Raw genomic sequence first — 23617 nt, 5'->3', positions numbered from 1 at the left:
TGGGCGCGCGCGACACGCCAGGCGGGATGGCGGGTTTGCATCGCGTGCTTCCGTCAGCGGTTCGCGGGGAGTACTCATTCGCCGCCCGTGCCGGGCCGGATGCGCGCGATGCCCAGCGCCTTCATCACGTACTTCTCGTAGACCGGCGTGGTGTTGCCGGTGCGGATCTTGTGCATGAAGTATTTCTCGAATGCCACCTTGGCCAGATGTACCCACTTGCCCTCCTTCGCCCAGGTCAGGTTGCGCGGCGGGATCTGCGGCAGTGCCACGAACGCCGCGCCGCTGTCGCCCATGTCGGCCAGGCACACCGCGTTCCAGGTCGCTTCCGCCGTGGCCGGCCGGTGCTCGATGTCCGCCTTGATGTTCTCGGTCAGGGTGCTGACCATCGACTCGATCATGAAACCGGTCTTCGGCGCGCCGGTGGGCACCGGGGTGGCCTCCACCGGCGGGATCGCCACGCACACGCCGGCGGAGAACACGTTGCGGAAGGTGGGGTTGCGCTGGTGCTTGTCGATCAGCACGAAGCCACGCGGATTGACCAGGCCCTCGATGCCACGCACGGCGGCGACGCCGGTGAAGGCGGGGATCACCATCGCGTAGCGGAACGCGAGCGCGTGCTGCTCCTGCGCCTGGCCATGCGCGTCGGCTTCGGTGACGTGCATGCTGCCATCCTCGACCTTGTCGATCCGCGCATTGCAGATCCATTTGATGTGGCGCTGGCGCAACTGGCGCTCCAGCAGCCCGCGGGAATCGCCGATCCCGCCCAGGCCCATGTGGCCGATGTACGGCTCGCTGGTGACGAAGGTCATCGGCACGCGGTCGCGCAACTTGCGCCGGCGCAGGTCGGTGTCGAGGATCAGCGCGAACTCGTAGGCCGGGCCGAAACAGCTGGCGCCCTGCGCCGCGCCGACCACCACCGGTCCGGGGTTCTCCAGGAACTGCCGGTACGCCTGCCACGCGGCGGTCGCGTGCGGCGTGGTGCAGACCGACTGCGTGTAGCCGTCGACCGGGCCCAGCCCGGGGATCTCGTCGAACGCCAGCCGCGGGCCGGTGGTGACGACGAGGTAGTCGTACTTCAGTTCGCGGCCGTCAGCCAGCACCACGAGGTTGTCGGCCGGGCGCACCGCGCTGGCCGGCGAATCGATGAAGGCGATGTCGTGCCGTGCCATCGCCGCGGCCGCGTCGAGCTGCACGTCGGCCGGTTGCCGCCAGCCGATGCCCACCCACGGGTTGGATGGCGTGAAGGAGAACAGGCGCCCTTCGCCGACCACGGTGACGCGGTGGGCATCGCCCAGTGCAGCCTTGATCTCATAGGCGGCACTGGTGCCGCCCAGGCCCGACCCCAGGATGACGACGTCGCTCATGGTGACTAACTCCTGCATTGAAGGTGCCGACAGCGTGCGCCGGCGGCACCGCAACGGATTTGAGCCTGGTCAATTCGAGGCCGCCTCGCCGGCGCTACGCCGCCTCGGCGATGACGTCCACCAGGGTCTGCTCCACTTCGCGCGCGATCGCCGCCAGCGCGGGATCGGCGGAGAGCATGCCGAGCATCGGCGTCGGCCGGATCATGCCGATCCAGGTCTTGCCCTCCTCCGTGTAGACCGACACCCGGCACGGCAGCGCCATGTTCAGCCGCAGGTCGTTGGCCAGCACGCGGCCGGCCTGGCGCGGGTTGCACACCTCGAACACCTTGCACTCGTGGCCGAACTCCACGCCCTTGCCGCGCAAGGTGCCGCCCAGGTCGTGCACGTGCAGCACGCCGAAGCCGTGCGCGGCGACGGCGGTGGCCAGATCCGCCGCGGCCTGCTCGAAGCCCTTGGATGTCTCGACGATGTGGTACATGGCGTGGCCTCGCTCGGGTCAGGAAGGAAACGCGCAGCCGGGCTTCAGCCCCAGCTTGCGCAGGATCATCGCCAGCGGGCAGAAGCCGGTGAACGAGGACTGCAGCAGGTTGGCGCCGACGAACACCGACAGCCAGATCCAGCCCGGCGCCACGAAATGCGCCAGCGCGATACCGGCCAGCACCACGCTGCCGGCGAACCCCATCACGATGCGATCGACATTCATGTTGAACTCCTCGGTTGGCGGTTGTCCGCGAACATCGCGAATCAACAACTATTTCTAAATTAGAAATAGCTTAATTAGTATGGCGTGGTAAAGTCAAGCCGCCAAACTGCAGCGGACCCGAATCCCCATGGACACGTCTTCCCGCACCGACATGACACTGATGCAGGCCAATGCCGAGGAGGCGTCGCGCCTGCTCAAGACGCTGGGCAACGCGCAACGCCTGCGCATGCTGTGCCTGCTCGCCGACGGCGAACTGTCGGTCGGCCAGATCAACGAACAACTGCCGGAACTGAGCCAGTCGGCGCTGTCGCAGCACCTGGCCCGCCTGCGCGAGGAAGGCCTGGTCGACACCCGGCGCGAAGCGCAGACCGTGTGGTACTCGCTGCCGCCGGGCCCGGCGCAGGCGGTCATCGGCACGCTGTATGGAATCTACTGCGCCCCCGCGACGCGCAAGGCGGCGAAACGAAGCGGCACGGCGCGGCGTCGCTGAGCGCACGCCTTCGCGCGGAGGGAGAGTCGGCTCCTGCCCTCTCCCTGCTCGCAGGGAACGTTCCCTAAACCCGCGCGAACACCAGCGTGCCGTTGGTGCCGCCGAAGCCGAAGCTGTTGGACATCACCGTGTTCAGGGTGGCCGTGCGGCTTTCGCGCAGGATCGGGAAGCCTTCGGCGCGGGGGTCGAGGTCGGTGATGTGGGCCGAACCGGCGACGAAGCCTTCCTTGAGCATCAGCAGGCTGTAGATCGCCTCGTGCACGCTGGCCGCGCCGAGCGAGTGGCCGGTCAGCGCCTTGGTCGAGGACAGCGGCGGCACCGCGTCGCCGAACACGGCGCGCACGGCGTCGAGTTCCACGATGTCGCCCAGCGGCGTGGCGGTGCCATGGGTGTTGAGGTAGTCGACCGGCGCCTTGACGTCGGCCAGCGCCATCTGCATGCAGCGCACCGCGCCCTCGCCGGACGGCGCGACCATCTCGGCGCCGTCGGAGGTGACGCCGTAGCCAACCAGCTCGGCGTGGATGCGCGCACCGCGTGCCTTGGCGTGCTCGTACTCCTCCAGCACCAGCATGCCGCCGCCACCGGCGATGACGAAGCCGTCGCGGGTGGTGTCGTAGGGACGCGAGGCGCTGACCGGGGTGTCGTTGTGGTGGCTGGACAGCGCGCCCATCGCGTCGAACTGCGAGGTCATGCCCCAGTGCTCCTCTTCGCCGCCGCCGGCGAACACCACGTCCTGCGCGCCGTGGCGGATCAGGTCGGCGGCCGCGCCGATGCAGTGCGCCGAGGTGGCGCAGGCGGCGGAGATGGAATAGCTCAGGCCCAGGATGCCGAAGGTGGTGGCCAGCGTGGCCGACACCGTGGAGCACATCGTGCGCGGCACCATGTACGGGCCGATCTTGCGCACGCCCTTGTTGCGCAGCAGGTCGCCGGTCTCGATCTGCCAGCGCGGCGAACCGCCGCCGGAGCCGGCGATCGCGCCGATGCGCGGGTTGCGCACCTGATCGGCATCCAGCCCGGCATCGGCCATCGCCGAACGCATCGACACGTACGCATACGCCGCCGCGTCGCCCATGAAGCGCTTCAGCTTGCGATCGATCACCGCCTCCAGGTCGATGTTCGGCACGCCCGCCACATGGCTGCGCATGCCCAGTTCGGCATATTCGGGCATCGCGCGGATACCGCTGCGGCTGTCGCGCAAGGCGCCAGCCACCGTTTCCAGATCGTTGCCAAGGCACGAGACGATGCCCATGCCCGTCACCACCACGCGACGCATGTCAAAAACCCTCGGTGGATTGGAACAGGCCCACGCGCATGTCGCTGGCCTCGTAGATCAGGCGGTCGTCGACGAAGGTCTTGCCGTCGGCGATCACCAGCCGCAACTTGCCGCGCATCACGCGACGGATGTCGATCTCGTAGCGCACCAGCTTGGCGGTGGGCATCACCTGGCCGGAGAACTTCACGTTGCCCACGCCGAGCGCGCGGCCGCGGCCGGGTTCGCCCAGCCACGGCAGGTAGAAACCGCTGAGCTGCCACATGGCATCCAGGCCCAGGCAGCCGGGCATCACCGGGTCGCCGATGAAGTGGCAACCGAAAAACCAAAGGTCCGGATGGATGTCCATTTCGGCGCGGATGCAGCCCTTGCCGTGGCTGCCGCCCTCTTCGGAAATGTGCGTGATGCGATCGAACATCAGCATCGGCGGCGAAGGCAGCCGCGCGTTGTCGTCGCCGAACAGTTCGCCGCGCCCGCAGGCGCGCAGCTGCTCGTAGTCGAAAGAGGAAGGACGTGTCATGAAATGCTCGGGGGTGGGGGAATGCCAAGTGTGCCAGTTGGACGCCGTCCTGTCTTGACGTGCGACGCGTGCGACGGCCGTACGCCAGCGCATCGTGAAGCCTTCGCGACGACGTCCGCAGGCATCAGGACGGGCAGCCGCGATCTTCACGCCAGTGTGCGCCGAGCGAGCGTCGACGCAGGCGCATCGCGCGCAGCAGCGCCTTGGCCAGGCGTGCCTGCCAGCCGGAGTCGGCCAGCGCCGCGCCGATCCGCCAGGCGTCGCGCAATGCACCCGCCTCGCGCCGCGGACCGGCCGCGTGCCACAGCAGCGCACGCAAACCGGCAAGCTCTGCCGGCGGCAGGCTGGCGCCGCGTTCGATCACGCGCAGCGGGCCGACGCCGACGTCCGCGGCGGCAGCCGCACGCAAGCCGTGACCCAGCCGCTGTCCGCAGAGCACGCCTTCGAGCAGCGAATTGCTGGCCAGCCGGTTGGCGCCGTGCACGCCATTGCAGGCCACCTCGCCCACGGCGTACAGACCCGGCACGCTGGTGCGTCCGTCCGCATCGGTGGCCAGCCCGCCCATGTGGAAGTGCGCCGCCGGCGTCACCGGCAACGCCTGCCGGCGCGGATCGATGCCATGCGCCAGGCACGCGGCCAGCACGGTGGGAAAACGCTGCTCCCAGGCGCCCTCCACCGCCGTCGCGTCAAGCCAGGCGCGGCCACCGGCGGCCTGCGCCGCAGCCACGCGCCGCGACACCACGTCGCGCGGCGCCAGGTCGCCGAGCGGATGCACGCCGGCCATCAGCGCAGTGCCCGTATCGTCGTGCAATCGCGCACCGGCGCCGCGCAGCGCCTCGGTGAGCAGCGGCAGGCAGTGGCCGGGCACGTCGAGCGCGGTGGGATGGAATTGCACGAACTCGAGGTCGCGCGCCGCCGCGCCGGCGGCCAGGCCGAGCGCGAGGCCCGCGCCATCGGCACCCGGCGGATTGCTGGTGCGCGCGTACAGGGCGCCGATGCCGCCGGTGGCCAGCACCACCGCCGCCGCCTCGACCTGTTCGTGGCGGCCGCGCTCGTCGCACGTGCGCACGCCGACCACGCGACCGCCGCGCAGCAACAAGCCATCGACATCGACGCCGCCGCGCCACTGCACGTGGCTGGCCGCCTGCGCCTGCTCGCGCAAGGCGCAGAACACCGCCGCGCCACTGGCATCGCCGCCGGCGTGCACGATGCGGGCGGTTGCATGGCCGCCTTCGCGACCCAGTTGCAGCGCGCCATCCGCCGTCCGATCGAAGACCACGCCCTGCGCCTGCAGCCAGTCGATCGCCGCCGGTGCCGCGGCAGTCAGCCACGCGACCATCGCCGCGTCGTTGTGCTGCGCGCCGGCGGCGAGCGTGTCGGCAGCGTGGGCGGCGGCGCTGTCATGCGGATCGAGCGCCGCGGCGATGCCGCCCTGGGCCAGCGCCGTGGCGCTGCCGCAACCGTCGTGGGCGCGGCACAGCAGGCGCACCGGCGCGGGCGCCGCGGCCAGCGCGGTCGCCAGCCCGGCCACGCCGCCGCCCACCACCACGATCGGCAGGTGCGCTCGCCTCACACGCGTTCGCGCCGGCCGACGGCGAGCATGCGTTCCAGCGCCGCGCGGGCGCGCACGCTCACGTCCGCGGGAATCTCGATCGCGTGGCGCAGGTCGCGCAGGCAGGCGTAGATGTTCTGCAAGGTGATCCGCTGCATGTGCGGGCACAGGTTGCACGGCTTGATGAACTCGGTCTGCGGGAACTGCGACTTGAGGTTGTCGGCCATCGAACACTCGGTGACCATCGCCACCCGGGCCGGCTTCTCGCGCGCCAGCCACTTGCCCATGGCGGTGGTGGAGCCGACGAAGTCGGCCTCGGCCAGCACCTCGGGCGAACATTCCGGATGCGCCACCACCCGGGTGCCGAACTGCTCGCGCACGTGCCGCACTTCCTGCGCGGTGAAGCGCTCGTGCACTTCGCAGCGGCCGTGCCACAGGATGATTTCCACCGCCGTCTGTTTGGCCACGTGGCGGCCGAGGAATTCGTCAGGCAGGAAGATCACCTTCGGCGCGCCCATCGCCTCCACCACCTGCACCGCGTTCGCCGAGGTGCAGATCGCATCGGACTCCGCCTTCACCGCGGCGGAGGTATTGGCGTAGCTCACCACCGGCACGCCGGGGTGCTGCGCGCGCAATGCGCGCACGTCGGCGGCGGTGATCGAGGAGGCCAGCGAGCAGCCCGCTTCGAGATCGGGCAGCAGCACGGTCTTGTGCGGCGCCAGGATCTTCGCGGTCTCGGCCATGAAGTGCACGCCGCACAGCACGATCAGCTCGGCTTCGCACTCGGCCGCGGCCTGGGCCAGGCCGAGCGAGTCGCCGGTGATGTCGGCCACACCGTGGAAGATCTCCGGCGACTGGTAGCTGTGCGCCATGATCACCGCGCCGCGCTGCTTTTTCAGCTTGTTGATCGCGTCGATCCACGGCAGGTGCAGCGGGATCTCCAGGCACGGCACCAGCGGTTCGAGCCGCTCGGCAAGCGCGGCGTATTCGTGTTCGAGTTCATCGCGCCAGACAGGCACGGGGACGGCGGCGAGGTCGTGCATGGCGATCCGCGGTGGAGGGTGGGCGAAGTATCCGAGGGCGCAGCTGGCCGGTTCAGTCCGCCCGACGAGCCGCGATGCGCGCAAGGCAGTGCAACCCGATGTGCGGGCGCGAGGCGAACCGCGATGGCGGCGGCCGCAGGCGCGGGAGAACGGAGCAACGCAACGAGAGGCTTGGCATGATGGCGCGCATCATCGCCGGCAACCGCGCGGGCGCGCCTTGATCGAGGTCAACCGCAACCGACGCACCACCGCGATGACGTCGGACGCTTTCCGCTCACGGGTGCTGCGGCAACGCCGCCACGAATGCCTCGGCGCGCCGGTGCACGCCGCGCAACGCCGACCACGTGCCCAGCCACGCGCACGCCAGCGCCACGCCGGCCGCACGTACCAGCCACGGCGACGGCCACAGCACCGCGGCTGGCAACAGCAGCAGCGGCCATTGCGCCAGCAGCACGCCGAGCTTGTCGCTGTCGGGCAGCAACCGCTGCACGCCGGGCAACTGCAGGCCGCGGCCGCAGCGTCGGTGCAGGTCGATCCAGCCGATGAAGGGAACGATCTCCAGCGCCATGCCGGCAAGCAGCAGCGGCAGCGCGATGCCCAGCCCCAGCGTCGCCGCCAGCACGGCGGTGCGAGCGCCTCCGGTCAGCAGCACGGCGGCCAGCGCCAGCACGATCAGGCCGCCGCGCCAACTCCACAGCAAGGGTGCGCGACGCACGCGCGGCGAGCGCCACTGCAGCCACAACGCAGCGCCGGCGAACAGCGCGACGTGCACCGCCACGGTGGCGAGCAGCCAGCGGCCGTCGTCGCGGGCCCAGCGCCACCATGCCGCGGCCGGCAGCATCAGCAGCACGCTGGCCAGCCACAGGGTCTGCGCCCGCGCCGGCATCGCCGCCGTGCCCTGGAACATCGGCATCACGATCCGCGCCACGCTGGCCAGCAGCAGCACGGTCCAGCCCAGCACGCCCCAGCTGGCGTGCACGTCCACCAGCGCCGCCATCGACAGCGTCGTGCCGTCGACCAGCGCGAGCGCCAACAGCGCGCCGAGCAGCGCGGTCAGCACGCCGAAGGCGATCGCCGCGCCGATGCCCGCGCGCAGCAGCCGCTGACCCGCGGCGACACACAGGCCGGGCACGGTCATCCCGGCCAACGTCGCGAACGCCAGCGGCAACAGCACGGCACCGCCGCGCAGCGCGCCGCGCCAGCCTTCGTGCAGGCCGGCCACCAGCAACAGCACGCCGAGGTTGAACACGGCGTGCAGCAATCGCCCCAGCCGCGCGCCGCCACGCACCCGCACGCCGGCGGCGGCAGGCAGGAATTGCAGCACGCTGCCGAACATCACGTTGCCGAACACGCCCAGGGTGAACACGTGCACCAGCGCCAGCGTGGCCGGCTGCCAGCGCGTGCGCAGCGCAACGTCGCCGTCGACGAGCAGCAGCGCGCCGGCGAGCACGCCCCACAGCGGCGCACTCAGCAGGAACCGCCGCGGCAACGATGCCGGCGGCGCCTGGTCAAGCGCCAGTCGGGCCATCGTCGTCCGGGCGATGGATCCGCACGCGCGCGCCGCCGGCGGGCAGCATCTCCGCACGGACATGCAGACGGCGACCGGACAGCAGGTCGAGCAGCGGCGTCGGCAGCAGCGGGGTGAGCAGCTCGAGCGTCTGCCCCGGCGCCAGCGCATCGGCTGCCTCCAATGCACGCATCATCGGCTCCGGCGCCGGCAGCGCGCGCAGGTCGAGCGCGATGGTGGTGCCATCGTCGGTGGCGTGGTCGTGGTGGGCCGGCGGTGGAGAGACAGGCATGCGGCCATCTCAACGCAGCAGGGGCGCGGGCGCGCTGACCTGGGTCAACGCAGCCGCGCCAGCGACGCTCAACGCGCGCCCGCCAGCGCCTGCCGGCCGCGCCATTCCAGCTGCAGCCACACCCGCGCGTTGTCGCGACCGAGACCATCGGCGCGATAGTCGGCCAGCTTGAGCATGGCGTCGAGGCCGGCGATCAGCGGAAGGCTCAGCGATGCGTTCCACTCGCTGCCGTAGCGGCCGCCGCAATCCGCGCGGTAGTCGTGGTAGGCCACCACCCAGGCGAGCTTGCCGGCCAGCCCGCTGCGACCGAACTTGCCGGCGGCGCCGACGTAGCGATCCTCCAGGCCGCCGGCGGGCGTCACGTTGAACTGATCGTCCCAGCCGTTGAACGCGTGCAGCGTCGCCAGCGGCGTCTGCAACGCATGCTGGCCGTTGCCGCCCAGATGTTCCCAGCCCAGCTTCGCGGTGATGCCGCCCTGCGTCCAGGTCGGTTCCAGCAGCCAGTAGTTGTGCGCGAAATGCAGCGGATTGTTGGCGTAGTCGCGCTGCCGCGCCGCTTCCAGCGTCCAGCCCGCGCCGTTGCCGTCGTGCAGCGCCTTGCCGCTCCAGCGCGCGCCCCAGGTGGCGCTCGATGCGCTGGCCACGTCGCGGTCCTCGTGCAGGTAGGCATAGCCGACCCATTGCTGCGCGCCGCGGACCCATGCGGCGTTGAGCAGGTGCGTGTCCAGAGCGCGCTCGCGCGCCAGCGGATTGAGCGCGTCGCGGCCGGCCACCCGATGCACGCGATCGAGCCAGTCGTAGCGCACGGTCACGCTGTCCAGCGGTTGCCATTGCAGCGCCAGCGCATCGAAGGTCTGCTCGTGCTGGCGCCAGCCGCTGTTGCCGACCCAGCGCTGGTTGTCCAGCAGCAGTCGCTGGCGCCCCAGCGTGGCGCCGAACACGTCGCCTTGCCATGCCAGCCAGGCCTGGTCGAGTTCGCTGCCACGCGGGTCGGTGATCGCCGGATACTGCGTGCGGCCGTTCGCGCCGCTGTTGTAGTGCTCGTTGGCCGCGGCCACGCCGGCACCTTCCAGCAGCGCACTCCAGCCCTCCCCGAAGCTGGCGCGCAGGCCCAGCCGCAGGCGCAAGGTCGTGGCCGCCGCGTCGCGGCTGAAGGCGTCGTCGTCGACCTGTTCGTGGCGCAGTCGTGCATCCCATTCCAGCTGCAGCGGCGCGTTCGCCGCCGGCGGCGCGATCGCGTCGACGGCGGCCCGGGCCGCTGGTGCACCCAGCGTGGCGGCCAGCACGCAGCTGGCGGAAAGCATGTGGCGGATCGGCTTCATCGGATGTCCCCTTGTTGGATGCGCGCAGTCTGCGGACTGCCCGCCTCCGGCCAGTTGACCGCCGTCAGCTCGGCGCCATCGAAGCGGCGACTGTGACAACACGCCGCGCGGGTGCACGAAAAAGCCGCCATGACGGCGGCTTCGGCAACGGACGCATGGACGTCCACTTGGCGCACCGGCTCACGGCTTCGCCAGCGTCTCCTCGATGGCCTTCACGAACGCCGGATCGAGCCGGCCGATCAGCGTGGTGCGCGCGGCGATGCGGCCCTCGGCGTCGAGCAGGATCAGCTCGCTGGAGTGGTTGAACTCGCCATCGGGCAGCTGCCGGTATTGCAGGCCGAGCACGCCGGACAATTGCCGCACCTGCGCCGGCTCGGCGCGGGCCAGCGTCCAGATGCGCCCGTCCAGCTTGCGCTTCTCCGCATAGCTCTTCAGCGTGGCCACGTCGTCCTTAGCCGGGTCGAAGCTCACCGCGAGCAGGTCGATCTTCGCGCGCGCGGCCGGATCGAGCGCGTTGCGGGTCAGGCGCAGGCTGTCGATGATCATCGGGCAGACCATCTGGCACGAGGTGTAGAACATCGTGACCAGCTGCGGCCGCCCGCGACGCGCGGCCAGCATCTGCTGCCGGCCATCCTGCGTGGTCAGTTGCACCGGCAGGTTGTAGACCGAATCGCCGGGCAGCGGCGTGGCGGCCGCGGCAGTGCCGCCGCACAGCGCAGCGAGCAGTGCCAGTGCACCCAGAAAGTGTTTCATCGCCGCTCCTTCAGTTCGACTTCGCGCAGCGGAAGCCAAGGTTGTTGGTGGTATCGGCGGCCTTCAGCGCGGAGAGCATCGCGATGCGCATCAGCACCGCGTAGTTCTCCTTCTCCTGCAGGCTGATCGCGCCGGCGCCGCAGAACTTCAGCAGGTCGGGATCGCCCTGCTGGCGGCTGTCGCTGGCCACCATCAGCGCGTTGAAATCGTCGACCCACTCCCACACCAGGCCGTTCATGTCGCGCACCCCGTAGACGTTGGCCGTACCGCCGACGGCGGGCAGCGCGGCGTTCGATGGCCGCGAATACCAGCCCAGGATGTTCTCGCGCCAGGCCGGGTCGGCCCGCGCGTCGCGACGGCTGGCGTCCGCCGCCGCGGCAAACTCCCACTCGTACCAGCTCGGCAGCCGCGCGCCTTCGCTTTCGCAATACGCCTGCGCGGCGAACCAGCTCACCCGCGTCACCGGCTGGCGCGGGAGTGCCTGCTCGCCGAGTTCATCGGCGCCGGCCCATTGGGTGAGATAACGCGCGTCGGCGAGGATGCCGGCGACCTTGTCGCGCCGCCATTGCGGGTGCTCGCGCACGAACGCCAGGTACTCGCCATTGGTGACCAGCTCGGTGCGCAGGCGGAACGGCGCGACCTGCGCCGCGGCCGCCTTGCCGTCGGCAGGCAGCACGCTGGCGAAGGTGCCTCCCGGCAGCGCGGCGTATTCCGCCGCCGCTGCCGGGAGTGCCAGCACCAGGCCGAACCATGCCAGGGCCAGCCGCATGCGCATGCTCAGTGCCCCGGGTCCGCGTGCGGGCCGGCTTCGGCACGCGCCTTGGCCACGTCTTCCTTGCTGTACTGGCCGCCCGGGTTGTCCCAGCTGTTGATGACGTAGGTGAGGATGTTGGCCACCTCGTCGTCATTGAGCTGGCTCATCGGCGGCATCACCGAATCGTACTCGTGGCCGTTGACGGTGATCTTGCCGGTCAGGCCGTGCGTCACGATCGTCATGGCGCGTTTCGGGTCGGCGGCCAGGAAATCCGACTTGGCCAGCGGCGGGAACACGTTGGCCAGGCCTTCGCCGTTCGCCTGGTGGCAAACCGAGCAGGTGCCGGTGAACAGCTGCTTGCCCGCGGCGATCTGCTCCTCCTTGGTCAGCGTGCCGGCCGCGTGCGCCTTGGCCGCGGCGGTCACCGCCTTGAGGTTCGGCTCCGAGCGGTCGCCCAGGTAGACGTAGTCGACCTCCTTGCCCGAGTAGACCAGCTTGTTCTCCGGCCCGTCGACCTTGAGGATGCCCAGCGCGCCCTTGTTGAACGCGCGGAAGATCGAGTGGTCGACCAGCACGTAGCTGCCCGGCACGTCGGTGTGGAACTCCACCATCGCCGCGCCGCCGGCGGGGATCAGCGTGGTCTGTACGTTGTGCTGCGCCACCGTGCCGCCTTCGGGCTGCACCTTGTCGAAGATCTCGCCGATCACGTGGAAGCTGGAGACCAGGTTGGGGCCGCCGTTGCCGATGAACAGGCGCACCGTCTCGTTGGTCTTGGCGGTCAGGGCGTTGTCGCCGGTGAGTGCGCCTTCCTTGCCGTTGAACAGCACGTAGGTCGGGTGCTCGTCGATCGCCTTTTCCATGTCGAACGGCTGATGGCCCTTCTCGCGATATTTGCCGGTGGTGTAGAAGTCGCCCTGCATCACGTAGTACTCGTGGTCGACGGGCGAGAGGCCTTCCGGTGGCTCGACCAGGATCAGGCCGTACATGCCGTTGGCGATGTGCATGCCCACCGGCGCGGTGGCGCAGTGGTAGACGTAGATGCCCTGGTTCAGCGCCTTGAAGGTGAACTGCGAGGCATGCCCCGGCGCGGTGAAGCTGGACGCCGCGCCACCGCCCGGCCCGGTCACGCCATGCAGGTCGATGTTGTGCGGCATCTTGCTGTCCGGCGCGTTCTTCAGGTGGAACTCCACCGTGTCGCCCTGGCGCACGCGGATGAAGCTGCCCGGCACGGTGCCGCCGAAGGTCCAGAACGTGTAGCTGACGCCTTCGGAAATCGGCATCTCCTTCTCGATCACCTCCAGCTCGACGATGACCTTCGCCGGGTAGTTGCGATGGATCGGTGGCGGCACGTGCGGCGGGCTGGTCAGCACCGCCTTGATTGGCTCACCCTGCGGCGGACCGAAATCGCCGCGCTGGGAAGCCACCGAGGTGCTGGCCGGTGGGGTGGCCGCGGCGGGCGACGCCGGGGGCTTGTCGGAGCAGGCCGCCAGCGCGAACACGGCGAGGGCGGCGAGGACGGTGGACAGCGGACGCGACATGGGGATCTTCCCGTTGGTTGTGCCTGGCTCGAAGCATGCCCGGCAAAACCCGCCGCCATTTGACCGGCGTCAAAAGACTCCCCGAAACCCGCCCGCTGCGTCACCGCGCCACATCGGTTTCAGCCGACGCGCCTGACCCGCAAGAATCGCCATATCCACGACGGCGTCATTCACCCCACGTCGCCGCTCATCACACGGCGTCATTCCCGCAAAAGCGGGAATGACGGCGGGGAGAATTGCGGCAACCGGCGGGCGAGCGGTACGGCATGGAGAACCTGCAGAAACCGGGAAGGCTCGCCGACCTCGCGAAGCGAAGGCCGCAGCCCGCGCTCCGCCATCACCCCGCCTTGCCGTCCACCCGCGGGGTCAGGTAGATCCACGCCGAGCGCAGCACCCACGGCAGGAAGGCGAGCAGCCAGCCGTAGGCGGCGATCACCAGCCACAGGTACATGTCGCCACCCAGTTCGGCGCGAATGCGCAGCAAGGCCACCACCTGCAGCAGCACGAAGCACAGCCACGGCACCGCGCCCATCTGCAGCGGCCGGCCGGAGTGGCCCATGGTCACGCGGGTCACCATCGCCACCAGCATCGAGCCGAAGAAGCCGATGCCCAGCGCATGCAGCGGCGCGCGGCCGAGGATGAACTGGCCACTGGTGGCGTAGACCACGTCCTGCACCGCGAACAGCACGAACGCCACCGGCAGCCACGCGAATGCCAGGTGCAGCACCGCCAGCAGGCCCGGGTGCATCGCCCGCCACGGCCGCCAGGTCAGCGAGTGCCAGGCGAACACCAGCGCCAGCGGCACGTCGACCATGTACAGCCAGCCCAGCACGCCGCGCCACGACAGCACGAGGTGCGCCAGCAGCAGCATCCATACCACCGGCATGCTCCAGTCCGGGCGCACCACCGCATAGCCCTTGACCATGTTGCCGGTGAAGAACGGCAGCATGCGATGCATCACCGTGAAATAGATCGGCAGCAGCAGGCCGAAGGTGCCGATCCTGACCGCCAGCAGCGCGCACTGCGCCGGCGCGCCGAACAGGTAGGCGAGGAAGATCGCCAGCCCCAGCGTGCCGAGCGACAGCGCCGCCAGGCACGAGCGCGCATGCCCCTTGCGCTCGGCCACCGAGGCACGCAGCACGCCGGCCAGCGTCCACACGCCGATCGCGTAGCCGAGCAGCATCAGCAGCACGCCCAGCTCCAGCACGCGCGGCAGCGCCAGCAGACCCGCGTGCGCCAGCACGTAGCCGCCGAACAGGCAGCCGGCCACCGGCAGGAACCGCGTGCGCGGCAGGTCCGGGCGACCCAGCCAGCGCGGGAAGGTGGTCATCAGGAAGCCGAACATGAACAGCGGGAACAGGCCGTACTGGATCAGCACGCCGTGCGCATACAGCGGCGGGATCGACGGCTGCGGCCAGCCAGCCAGGCCGAACCGCAGCGAGGTCAGCTCCAGCGCCCACCACGCCATGCTCAACATCACCGCGACGGTGCCGGCGAGGAACAGCGGCCGGTGCGGCGCCGCCGCCAGCAGCCGGGGAATGTCGGCAAGCGGCGACGAGGTGGAGGGCTGGTCGGACATGGCGTGATCCCGCGAATGCGAATGACTTCCCATCGTGCCACAGCCATGCATGCCGGCCCCATGACCTGCATCAGCCCCGGCCCGACGCCCTCACTCGCGCTGGAACAGCGCCAGCTCCGGCCGGTGCAGGCCGAAGCCCTGCACGCGATTCACGCCCAGCGCGGTCAGCGCCTGCACGGTGGGCGTGTCGGTGACCCACTCGGCGACCACTTCCAGCCCCAGCCGGTGGCCGATGTCGGTGACCGCCTTGACCATCAGGTGGCTGACCGGATCGGTCAGCATGTCGCGCACGAAACTGCCGTCGATCTTGATGATGTCCAGCGGCAGGTGCTTCAAATAGGTGAACGAGGACATGCCGGCGCCGAAGTCGTCCAGCGCGATGCGGCAGCCGGCGGCGCGCAGCTGCGCCATGCAGCGCGCCACCGCCGAGAGGCTGCGCGCGGCCACCGTCTCGGTGATCTCGAAGCACACCTGCGCGGGCTCCACGCGGTAGCGGCGCAACCAGTCGATGATGTCCTCGACCAGGGCGGTGTCCTCGATGCTGGCGCCGGAGAGATTGATCGCCACCATCTCCATCGCGCTGCCGTCCGGATGCAGCCGGTCGAAATTCGCCAGCGTGGTCTCGATCACCCAGCGATCGACCAGCGGCATCAGTCCGTAGCGCTCGGCCGCCGGCACGAACACGCCGGGCAGTATCAGTTCGCCTGATTCCTCGCGGAAGCGCAGCAGCATCTCGATGCCCGGCCGGCCACTGCCGGGCGGCAGCGGCCACACCTCCTGGTAGGCCAGCTGCAGGCGGCGCTCGTCGATCGCCCAGCGCAGGCGGTTGGCCCAGTCCATCTCGCTGCGCCGGCGCACGGTCTGGTCGTCGCGCCCGGAGTAGAAATGCGCGCGGTTGCGGCCCATCTCCTTGGCCATGTAGCAGGCGGTGTCGGCCTGGGCGAGCAGGTCGCGGGCCGACACGCCGGAGTGGTCGATCACCACCCCGCCGATGCTGGCGCTGACCATGTAGCTGGTCTGCTCCCAGATGAACACGTAGCCGTCGATGCAGCGACGGATGCGCTCGGCGCTGCGCTCGGCCTCCTCGCGGTCGGCCACGCCGGTCAGCAGCACGCCGAACTCGTCGCCGCCGAGCCGCGCCAGCACGTCGCCCGTGCCCAGCTGCCGGCGCATCACGATCGCCAGCTGGGTGAGCAGCTGGTCGCCGGCGGGGTGGCCGGAGGTGTCGTTGACCAGCTTGAACTGATCCAGGTCCACGTACAGCAGGGCGGCGACCGGCGAGGCGAACGACCCGGCCGCCAGCAGCGCCTGCAGCTGGTGCTCGAACTCGCGGCGGTTGTACAGGTCGGTCAGCACGTCGTGGCTGGCCTGGTAGCTCAGCAACTGGTTGAGCTGGCGCTCCTCGCTGATGTCACTGGCCACCAGCAGCAGCTTGGCGTGGCCGCCCAGCTCCACCCGCGAAACCGCCACGCTGGCCCAGAAGCGCTCGCCGCCGGCGTCCCGCAACTGCGCCTCCATCCGGCCGCAGCCGCTGGTGTCGCGCGCCTGCAGTTGCCGGTGCAGGTCGTCGTCGTCGAACAGTTCGGGCAGGCGCTGATCGATGATGCGGTCGCCGAGGCGATTGCGCGACGCCTGATTGGCGTAGGTGATGCGCCCGCCGTCGGCATCGGCCAGCATCACCAGCGCCGGCAACAACTCGTTGAGCGCGCGAAAACGCTCCTCGCTCTCGCGGTAACGCCGGCTCATCTGCCAGCCCAGTTCCAGCGCGCGCTGCCGCGTGTTGACCATGGAGTACACCAGCATGGCCAGCAGCACGCTGGCCAGCACGCCCACCGGCAGCGCCGACTGGCTCCAGTCGAACGCCGTCGGGCGCATCGGGCGCGAGCGCATCACCACGTCCAGCACGCGCCCGCCATAGGCGAGCCGGCGCTCGAAGCGGAAGTCGTCGCCGGTCGCCGCCGCGGGCGCGGAATCGAACATCGGCACTGCGCGCGCCGGGTCGGTGACGTCGTGCAAGGTCAGCCGCAGCTGCCGCCCCACGTCCGGCTGCAGCACGTTGCCAAGCAGCTTGCTGATGCGGAACGACACCGCGATCGAGCCGCGCATGCGCTCGCGGCGCTGCGCCATGGTGCGCGGCGGGTCGCCCGGGCTGAACACCGGCAGGCGCATGGTGAACCCGTCCGGTGCGCCGGCGCCGGTCTGCTGTACCGGGCGGAACGGCGCGGACAACGCCACCTCGCCGCTGTCGCGCGACGCCAGCAGCCCAGCCAGGTTGCTCGGTTGCGCCGCGACGTCGAGGCTGACCACCGCCTCGTTGCCCTTGCGCGGCTGCACCCAGCTAGTGATGAAATGCTCGCCCTGCGGACCGCTCTCGCGCTGCGCGTAGGCCAGCGCCAGCAGGCCGGGGAACTGCACGTGCGGGCGCATGTTGTCGTAGAAGTTGGTGAACTCGGTCTCGCTGACTTCGTCCGAGGAGAGGAACAGCGTCTGCACCGCGCGCAGCAGCGATTCGGACTCGTGCAGGCGGTTCAGCAGGGCTGCATAGGTCTTGCCCGCCATCTCGCCACGCACCAGCGACTGCTCGGTGAGATGCCGCCGCTGCTGTTGCAGGTGGGCCGCGAAGGCCAGCGCCAGGCCCGCCAGCAAGGCGAGCAAGCTCCACCACAGGGCGCTGCGGCGCCAGCCCGAAGCTGCCACAGCCACGGGCTCGAACGCACCGCCGGTCCGGCGATCCGTTCGCGTTGGATGGAGCTCGTGGAGATCCATAAGCTGTGGCAATTCCGCTGCCATGGGGTCCAGTGTGTTCGATGCTACAGGAGCAGAATGCGCGCGCCAGATGAAAAGCGCACGGCCGCAGGGTCCCCGCCCATGTCGACCGGCGGAATCTCCCCCTTCCCGGCTATCGGCCGCAGGGGCGGATGATTGAGCTGTTGCTGGCCGGCCTCACCTTCCCCGCGGCTTGGCCCGATGCGTGGCCTGCGCCGTCCATGGATCGTCGGGCCAGGGGTGGCGGGGGTAGCGGCCCTTGAGTTCCTTTTTCACCTCGGGGTAGGTGCGTTCCCAGAAGCCGCGCAGGTCCTGGGTGACCTGGATCGGGCGGCCGGCGGGGGAGAGCAGGTGCAGGGTGACCGGGATGCGGCCGCCGCCGACGCGCGGAGTGTCGGCCAGGCCGAACAGTTCCTGCAGTTTCACGGCCAGCACCGGCGAGTCGGCGCCGGCGTATTCCAGGCGGCGTGACTGGCCGCTGGGCACCACGACTTGTTCCGGTGCCTGGGCGTCCAGCAGCTGGCGCTGCGAATGGTCGAACAGCGACGCCAGCGCCTGCGACAACTCCTCCGCGCCCAGGGCGTCGAGTCGGTGCTTGCCATGCAGGTACGGCGCCAGCCACTGTTCCAGCGTGACCAGCAGGTTTGCGTCGGACACGTCGGGCAGCCCACGCTCGGGCAGCCATGCGCGCAAGGCCTGCATGCGCGCGCGCAGGCGGCGGGCGTGGTCGCTCCACGGCAGCGCGTCCAGGCCGCGCGCGCGGATCGCCGCCAGCATGGCCGGCAAGGCATCGGCCGGGCGCACCGGCACGCTGTGGCGGCTCAGCACGATGGCGCCGAAGCGGCTTTCCTCGAACGCCTCGGCCGCGCCGCGCTGCTCGTTCCAGCGCAGCGTGCGTTCGCGGGTGAAATGCGCGGGGAAGTCGCGCTCCAGCGTGCGCGGGTCCAGCGGCGCGGCGCTGAACACCAGGCTGTCGCGCGACTCCAGCCGCAGGTCGGTCACCACCAGCCAGGGTTCGCCGAGCAGCGCCGTGTGTTCGTGCAGGCGGGCGCCGCGGCCGTTGGCCAGCACGTAGCGGCGCGGATCGTCGCCATCGCGATGGGCGACGCGGTCGGGGAAGGCGTGCGCCAGCAGGTCGCCCACGGCGTGGCTGTCGGGTACGCCGGTGGCCGCGGTTCGGACGTCCAGACGTCTGCGCCAGCCCTTGCTGGCCTGCTCGATCGCGGCCAGCGCGCCGGCGTCGACCTCGCCGCGCGGCGCGCCGCCGCGGCGGTCGCGCCAAGCGTGCAAGGCGGCCACGCGCACGCGCAGATCGTCGTTGCGCGCCTGCGCCCCGCGCAACGGCGAGCGCGCCTCCAGCAGGGCCAGCAGGTCGGCGACCACGGCGCGTTGTTCGTGCGGCGCGCGCAGCGCCGCGGCGGCCAGCCGCGGGCTGGCGCCCAGCTCCAGCATGCGCCGACCCAGCGCGGTGATGCATGCGTCGCGGTCGAGCGCATCGAGTGCCTGCAGCAGTTCGCGCGCCTGGGCCAGCGCGCCGGGCGGCGGCGGGTCGAGCCAGGCCAGGTCGCCGCCATCCGCCGCCGTGACACCCCAGGCCGCCAGCTCCAGCGCCAGGCCGGACAGCTCCGCCTGTGCGATCTCCGCGCCACGGCTGCGCTCCAGCCGGCGGCTCTGCGGCCACAGCCGATACGCCACGCCCGCCGCGACGCGACCGGCGCGGCCGGCGCGCTGATCGGCCGAGGCCTGCGAGATGGTGACCGTCTCCAGCCGGGTGAAGCCGGAGTGCGGATCGAAGCGCGGCTCGCGCGCCAGGCCGCTGTCGACCACCGCGCGGATGCCGGGCAAGGTGATGCTCGATTCGGCCACGTTGGTGGCCAGCACGATGCGGCGCGTGCCGGGTTCGGCCGGGGCCAGGGCGTATTGCTGCTCGGTGAGGGACAGCTCGCCGTGCAGGGGCACGATGTCGATTTGTTCCCCTCTCCCTCCGGGAGAGGGTGCCCCTTTAGGGGCGGGAGAGGGTACGGGCGGAGCGGGGCGCTCGGCTCCGACCGCACCCTCTCCCCCAACCCCTCCCCCGAAGGGGGAGGGGAGCATTCTCTCCAGCAGCGCCTGCGTTCGCGCGATCTCGCGCCGACCGGGCAGGAAGACCAGCACGTCGCCGTCGGTTTCATCGAGCGCCTGGCGCACGGTGCGGGCGAGATGCTGCTCGGCGCTTTCCTGCGCGCGCGCCGGCGGATGTTCGATGCGTATCGGGAAGCTGCGCCCGGGGCTGGAAAGGCGCGGCGCGTCGAGCCAGCCGGCGATGCGCTCGCCATCCAGCGTGGCCGACATCAGCAGCAGGCGCAGGTCCGGCCGCAAGGTGGCTTGCACGTCGAGCGCGAGCACGGCGCCGAGGTCGCCGGCCAGGTGGCGCTCGTGGAACTCGTCGAAGATGATCGCGCCGATGCCGGCCAGTTCGGGATCGGCCTGGATCAGCCGGGTGAGGATGCCTTCGGTGACCACCTCGACGCGGGTGGCAGCGCTCACCTTCGACTCGAAGCGAATGCGGTAGCCCACCGTCTGCCCGACCGGCTCGCCGAGCTGCGTCGCCATGAACTGCGCGGCGGCGCGCGCGGCGAGACGGCGCGGTTCCAGCATCACGATCCTGCGGCCGGCCAGCCACGGCGCATCGAGCAGGGCCAGCGGCACCTGAGTGGTCTTGCCGGCGCCGGGCGGCGCCTCCAGCACCAGCCGCGGATTTGCCGCGAGCGCGGCGCGGATCTCGGGCAGCAACGGGAGGATCGGGAAATCGGGCGCAGTCATCCGCTGCATGATAAAGGCCCGCCCCACCAGGACAGCCAGGAGCCGCTCGCGAGCGATGCTCCCGCGTCGGGATTCGGGATTCGCGAGAGCAAGGGTACTGCCCGCGAGCTGGCCTCAAGCGTGGCTTCAGGTGGCCGATGTACTGATTGGGCTAACCGCTCATGGGTCGCCACACGTTTTCATGGAACCAGGAGTATCCCGATTGTTCACCATGCCACCATCCAGCAAGGGGCGGCGCCTTCGCTTCCTGCGTTGCCTGTTTGGGGGCCTTTGGGTTTTCGCAGCCGCCGCCTGGGCCGCGCCCCCGGCGCCTGATGTCGCGCCTCTGTCCGCACGCCCGATCGGCATGCCGCTGCTGAAGAACTTCAATCCCGAGGACTACGGCGGCTACCCGCAGAACTGGGCCGTGGTGCAGGACGCACGGGGAATCATCTACGTCGGGAATGGCGACGATGGCGTGCTGGAGTTCGATGGCACCCAGTGGCGGCACATCGCGGTTCCCCGCCAGAGCACGGTGCGCTCACTGGCCACCGATGCGCGGGGACGCGTCTACGTCGGCTGCGTTGGCGATTTCGGATATCTCGCGCCGGATGCCGCGGGTCGCATGCACTACGTGTCGCTGCTCGATCGGATACCGCCGGAGGATCGCGATTTCGCCGACGTGTGGAACGTACTGCCTGGCGACGATGGAATCTACTTTGCGACCAGCAGCCGGCTGTTCCATCTGGCCTCCGGCAAGGTACGGGTGTGGAAGGCACAAACCGAGTTCCACCTCGCCTATTACCTGGATCACCAGTTGTACATCCAGCAAATGGACCAGGGGCTGGAGAAGCTGGTGGCCGGTCGGCTGGAACGGGTCGAGGGCGGCGCGCGATTCGCGACCGACAGGATCTACGCCATGGTTCCCTGGGCCGAGGCGGGAAAACCCGCGTCCATCCTGATCGGAAGCCGGCAGGCCGGATGGTCGATCTTCGACGGGCATGCCTACCGTCCCTGGTCCACCCGCAACGCCGAAGCGCTCAAAGCCGATCAGATCTACGGCGCGCAGTGGCTTGCCGATGGCCGGCTCGCCGTTGCCACGCTGCAGGGTGGCGTGATGCTGCTCGACCGCCAGGGCGACGAAGTGGGCCGTGTCGGCATGGCGGAAGGTCTCATTGGCGACACCGTCTACGGCATGATGCAGGATCGCGACGCCGGGCTCTGGCTCGCGCTGGACAATGGCCTGGCGCGGGTCGAAGTGGGTTCGCCGCTGACCCGTTTCACCCGCATGAGCGGCCTGGACGGTTCGGTCATGGCGATCCACCGCCATGGACGCACCTTGTACGCAGGCACGGCCAAGGGTCTGTTCCGACTCGACGAGACGAAGGCCCGGTTCACTCGGGTTGCGGGCATCCATGGCCAGGTCTGGGACATGCTGGACATGGATGGGTCCTTGCTGGTTGCCAGCGCGCAAGGTCTTTTCGAGGTCGATGGGAACCGTGCGGCGCGGCAACTCTCGCGAGAGTTTTCCTTCACCCTGGCGCGCGTTGCCCCGCACGATGACCGTTTGCTGGCAGGCCAGCGTGACGGTTTGCTGTCGATGCGGTTTGCATCGGGCAGGCTGGTCGACGAGGGCAAGGTCGTGGCGGGCGAAATCCATTCGCTGCTCGCGGACGCCGCCGGCACCTTGTGGATCGGCTTCATGGATGAAGGTGCGGCAAGGCTTGATCTCTCCGGACAGGCGCGGCCAGCAACATCACCCCGGATGGAAAGGCTCCAGCCGAGTGTGACCCATCCGGAGGAACCTCGTTTCGTCACTCTTGGCCTTGTCAACGGCGACATCCGATTCGGTACGGCCTCAGGCATTCAAAAACTCGACGCGAGCGGGCGCGCGCTGGTGCCGGACGAACGCTTCTCCGGGTTGTTCGGGTCCGGCACCCGGCAAGTCTGGAAGTTTGAGCAGGATGCGTTCGGCAGCGTGTGGATGTACACGGTCGACCCTGCCCGCCACCTCAAGGCGCTGGGTGTCGCCGTGGCCGACGCCCAAGGCCGCTATCACTGGCAGGAGCGCCCCTTGCAGGCGTTGTCGGGAAAGACGGTGTTCGCCCTGACGTCGGAACCGGATGGCGTGATCTGGGTGGGCACGAACGACGGTCTCTATCGCCACGATCCCCACAGGCAAAAAGACTACGCGACACCTGCCGCGACGCTGCTGCGGAACGTCGCCACGCACGGCGGGAAACTGCTCTGGGGCGGGGCCGGCAGGGTTGCCCCCGCTGAGCTGGATTGGCGCGAGAACAGCTTGCGCTTCGACTACGCGCAACCCGACTTCGAAATGGGTGCTGCCGAGCGCTACCAGGTCATGCTCGAGGGCATGGATAACACTTGGTCGGCGTGGACCAACGAAACTTATCGTGACTACACCAACCTGCCCGAGGGCTCCTATCGTTTCCGCGTTCGCGCGCGCGACGCCTATGGCGGTCTCGGCAGCGAGGCAAACTTCAGCTTTCGCGTGTTGCCGCCCTGGTATCGCAGCTGGTGGGCTTACCTGACGTGGTGCGCCCTGCTATTGCTTGTCGCCAAAGGGGCCATGCGCTGGCGTCTGCGCAACGTCGACGAAACCAGGCGCTCACAAAGCTGGTGGAGGAACGTACCGAAGCGCTGGAGTGCGCCAACTCCGCGCTGGTCGATCAGACGATTACGGATGCACTGACCGGACTCAGAAACCGGCGTTACGTCATCGACCATGTCGACAAGGACATCGCCACGGTTCAGCGCAACTACCGGAACCTCGCCCTGGGCTATGCCGATCACGCCGACGCCAACATCAATCTGCTGTTCCTGATGATGGATCTTGACCACTTCAAGGAGGTCAACGATCGCTACGGGCACGCTGCCGGCGACCGCGTCCTGGCGCAGCTGCGGGACATTCTTGTCGCGGCGACGCGCGAGACGGACACCCCGGTACGCTGGGGCGGCGAGGAGTTCCTCATCGTCGCGCGCTTCGCCAACAATGCCTTCGGCCCCGTCGTTGCCGACCGGATCCGCACCATGGTTGCCGATCATCCCTTCGACCTCGGCAACGGCTTGACGATACACCGCACATGTTCGGTCGGCTTTGCCTCGTACCCGGTGTTTGCCGCATCGAAGCACAACTTTGGCTGGGAGGACGTGGTCAACCTGGCCGATCAGTGCCTGTATCGGGCCAAACGCGATGGCCGCAACCGCTGGGTCGGGGTTGTCCCGACGGATGCGGCCTTGGCCACCGACCCAGGGGAAATCACGGTGGATCTGGACGTGCTGGTCGCCAAAGGCTACCTGTCCGTCCTGTCGCTCGATGACGTGGCCGCCCCAGGCTGATTCAACGGCGCGGCCCCCGCCAG

At 69.8% G+C, this 23617-nt stretch carries 19 protein-coding genes; 3 read left to right on the top strand and 16 right to left on the bottom strand.

The features are described from left to right. Positions 1 to 74: 74 nt before the first annotated feature. From ACVCMI_RS04870 to ACVCMI_RS04860, 3 genes are all read right to left on the bottom strand, one after another. Positions 75 to 1364, bottom strand: a complete 1290-nt coding sequence (locus ACVCMI_RS04870; RefSeq protein WP_447097229.1) for an NAD(P)/FAD-dependent oxidoreductase — start codon at positions 1362 to 1364, stop codon at positions 75 to 77. A 94-nt stretch (positions 1365 to 1458) separates the two neighbouring features. Beyond that, positions 1459 to 1842 carry a DUF302 domain-containing protein gene (locus ACVCMI_RS04865; protein ID WP_395116388.1) on the bottom strand — a complete coding sequence of 128 codons (384 nt, stop codon included), beginning with the start codon at positions 1840 to 1842 and terminating at the stop codon, positions 1459 to 1461. An 18-nt stretch (positions 1843 to 1860) separates the two neighbouring features. Beyond that, positions 1861 to 2067: a YgaP family membrane protein gene (locus tag ACVCMI_RS04860; protein ID WP_447097230.1), complete on the bottom strand. Its 207-nt coding sequence runs from the start codon at positions 2065 to 2067 to the stop codon at positions 1861 to 1863. A gap of 127 nt (positions 2068 to 2194) precedes the next feature. Here ACVCMI_RS04860 and ACVCMI_RS04855 point away from each other — a divergent pair, with 127 nt between their 5' ends. After that, positions 2195 to 2557, top strand: coding sequence for an ArsR/SmtB family transcription factor (locus ACVCMI_RS04855; RefSeq protein WP_447097231.1), 363 nt, complete (start codon positions 2195 to 2197; stop codon positions 2555 to 2557). A 64-nt stretch (positions 2558 to 2621) separates the two neighbouring features. Here the strand turns inward: ACVCMI_RS04855 and fabB are convergent, their stop codons facing one another. From fabB to hrpB, 13 genes are all read right to left on the bottom strand, one after another. After that, positions 2622 to 3830, bottom strand: a complete 1209-nt coding sequence (gene fabB / locus ACVCMI_RS04850; RefSeq protein ID WP_447097232.1) for a beta-ketoacyl-ACP synthase I — start codon at positions 3828 to 3830, stop codon at positions 2622 to 2624. A gap of 1 nt (position 3831) precedes the next feature. Next, positions 3832 to 4347 carry a 3-hydroxyacyl-[acyl-carrier-protein] dehydratase FabA gene (gene fabA, locus ACVCMI_RS04845; protein ID WP_395116372.1) on the bottom strand — a complete coding sequence of 172 codons (516 nt, stop codon included), beginning with the start codon at positions 4345 to 4347 and terminating at the stop codon, positions 3832 to 3834. A 124-nt stretch (positions 4348 to 4471) separates the two neighbouring features. Then, positions 4472 to 5920, bottom strand: a complete 1449-nt coding sequence (locus ACVCMI_RS04840; RefSeq protein ID WP_447097233.1) for an FAD-binding protein — start codon at positions 5918 to 5920, stop codon at positions 4472 to 4474. Next, positions 5917 to 6942, bottom strand: coding sequence for a quinolinate synthase NadA (gene nadA, locus ACVCMI_RS04835; protein ID WP_395116368.1), 1026 nt, complete (start codon positions 6940 to 6942; stop codon positions 5917 to 5919). The genes ACVCMI_RS04840 and nadA overlap by 4 nt, the downstream gene beginning before the upstream one ends. 274 nt (positions 6943 to 7216) lie before the next feature. Continuing rightward, positions 7217 to 8470: a hypothetical protein gene (locus tag ACVCMI_RS04830; RefSeq protein ID WP_447097234.1), complete on the bottom strand. Its 1254-nt coding sequence runs from the start codon at positions 8468 to 8470 to the stop codon at positions 7217 to 7219. After that, positions 8451 to 8741: a DUF2249 domain-containing protein gene (locus ACVCMI_RS04825; RefSeq protein WP_395116363.1), complete on the bottom strand. Its 291-nt coding sequence runs from the start codon at positions 8739 to 8741 to the stop codon at positions 8451 to 8453. The genes ACVCMI_RS04830 and ACVCMI_RS04825 overlap by 20 nt, the downstream gene beginning before the upstream one ends. A gap of 68 nt (positions 8742 to 8809) precedes the next feature. Further along, entirely contained in the window at positions 8810 to 10063 is a 1254-nt protein-coding gene (locus ACVCMI_RS04820) for an alginate export family protein (RefSeq protein WP_447097235.1), read from the bottom strand. A 180-nt stretch (positions 10064 to 10243) separates the two neighbouring features. Continuing rightward, complete coding sequence (locus ACVCMI_RS04815; protein WP_447097236.1) at positions 10244 to 10816, bottom strand: SCO family protein; 573 nt, start codon at positions 10814 to 10816, stop codon at positions 10244 to 10246. Between the two features lie 10 nt (positions 10817 to 10826). Next, positions 10827 to 11591 carry a formylglycine-generating enzyme family protein gene (locus ACVCMI_RS04810; protein WP_395116356.1) on the bottom strand — a complete coding sequence of 255 codons (765 nt, stop codon included), beginning with the start codon at positions 11589 to 11591 and terminating at the stop codon, positions 10827 to 10829. A gap of 2 nt (positions 11592 to 11593) precedes the next feature. Beyond that, positions 11594 to 13108, bottom strand: coding sequence for a copper-containing nitrite reductase (gene nirK / locus ACVCMI_RS04805; RefSeq protein WP_447097237.1), 1515 nt, complete (start codon positions 13106 to 13108; stop codon positions 11594 to 11596). 337 nt (positions 13109 to 13445) lie between these two features. Then, the gene (locus tag ACVCMI_RS04800) at positions 13446 to 14687 is read right to left on the bottom strand and encodes an NnrS family protein (RefSeq protein ID WP_447097238.1); all 1242 of its coding nucleotides are present in this window, start codon (positions 14685 to 14687) and stop codon (positions 13446 to 13448) included. Positions 14688 to 14777: 90 nt separating this feature from the next. Continuing rightward, entirely contained in the window at positions 14778 to 17390 is a 2613-nt protein-coding gene (locus tag ACVCMI_RS04795; protein WP_447097239.1) for a bifunctional diguanylate cyclase/phosphodiesterase, read from the bottom strand. A 240-nt stretch (positions 17391 to 17630) separates the two neighbouring features. After that, positions 17631 to 20255 (bottom strand): ATP-dependent helicase HrpB, encoded by a 2625-nt coding sequence (hrpB, locus tag ACVCMI_RS04790; protein ID WP_447099487.1) that lies wholly within the window; start codon positions 20253 to 20255, stop codon positions 17631 to 17633. A gap of 346 nt (positions 20256 to 20601) precedes the next feature. Here hrpB and ACVCMI_RS04785 point away from each other — a divergent pair, with 346 nt between their 5' ends. Next, positions 20602 to 22947: a ligand-binding sensor domain-containing protein gene (locus tag ACVCMI_RS04785; RefSeq protein ID WP_447097240.1), complete on the top strand. Its 2346-nt coding sequence runs from the start codon at positions 20602 to 20604 to the stop codon at positions 22945 to 22947. Then, positions 22875 to 23594, top strand: a complete 720-nt coding sequence (locus ACVCMI_RS04780; protein ID WP_447097241.1) for a GGDEF domain-containing protein — start codon at positions 22875 to 22877, stop codon at positions 23592 to 23594. The genes ACVCMI_RS04785 and ACVCMI_RS04780 overlap by 73 nt, the downstream gene beginning before the upstream one ends. The last annotated feature ends 23 nt before the right edge of the window (positions 23595 to 23617 follow it).

The sequence above is a fragment of the Rhodanobacter sp. UC4448_H15 genome (assembly GCF_052978265.1).
This window is presented reverse-complemented; position numbering and strand designations above follow the sequence as displayed.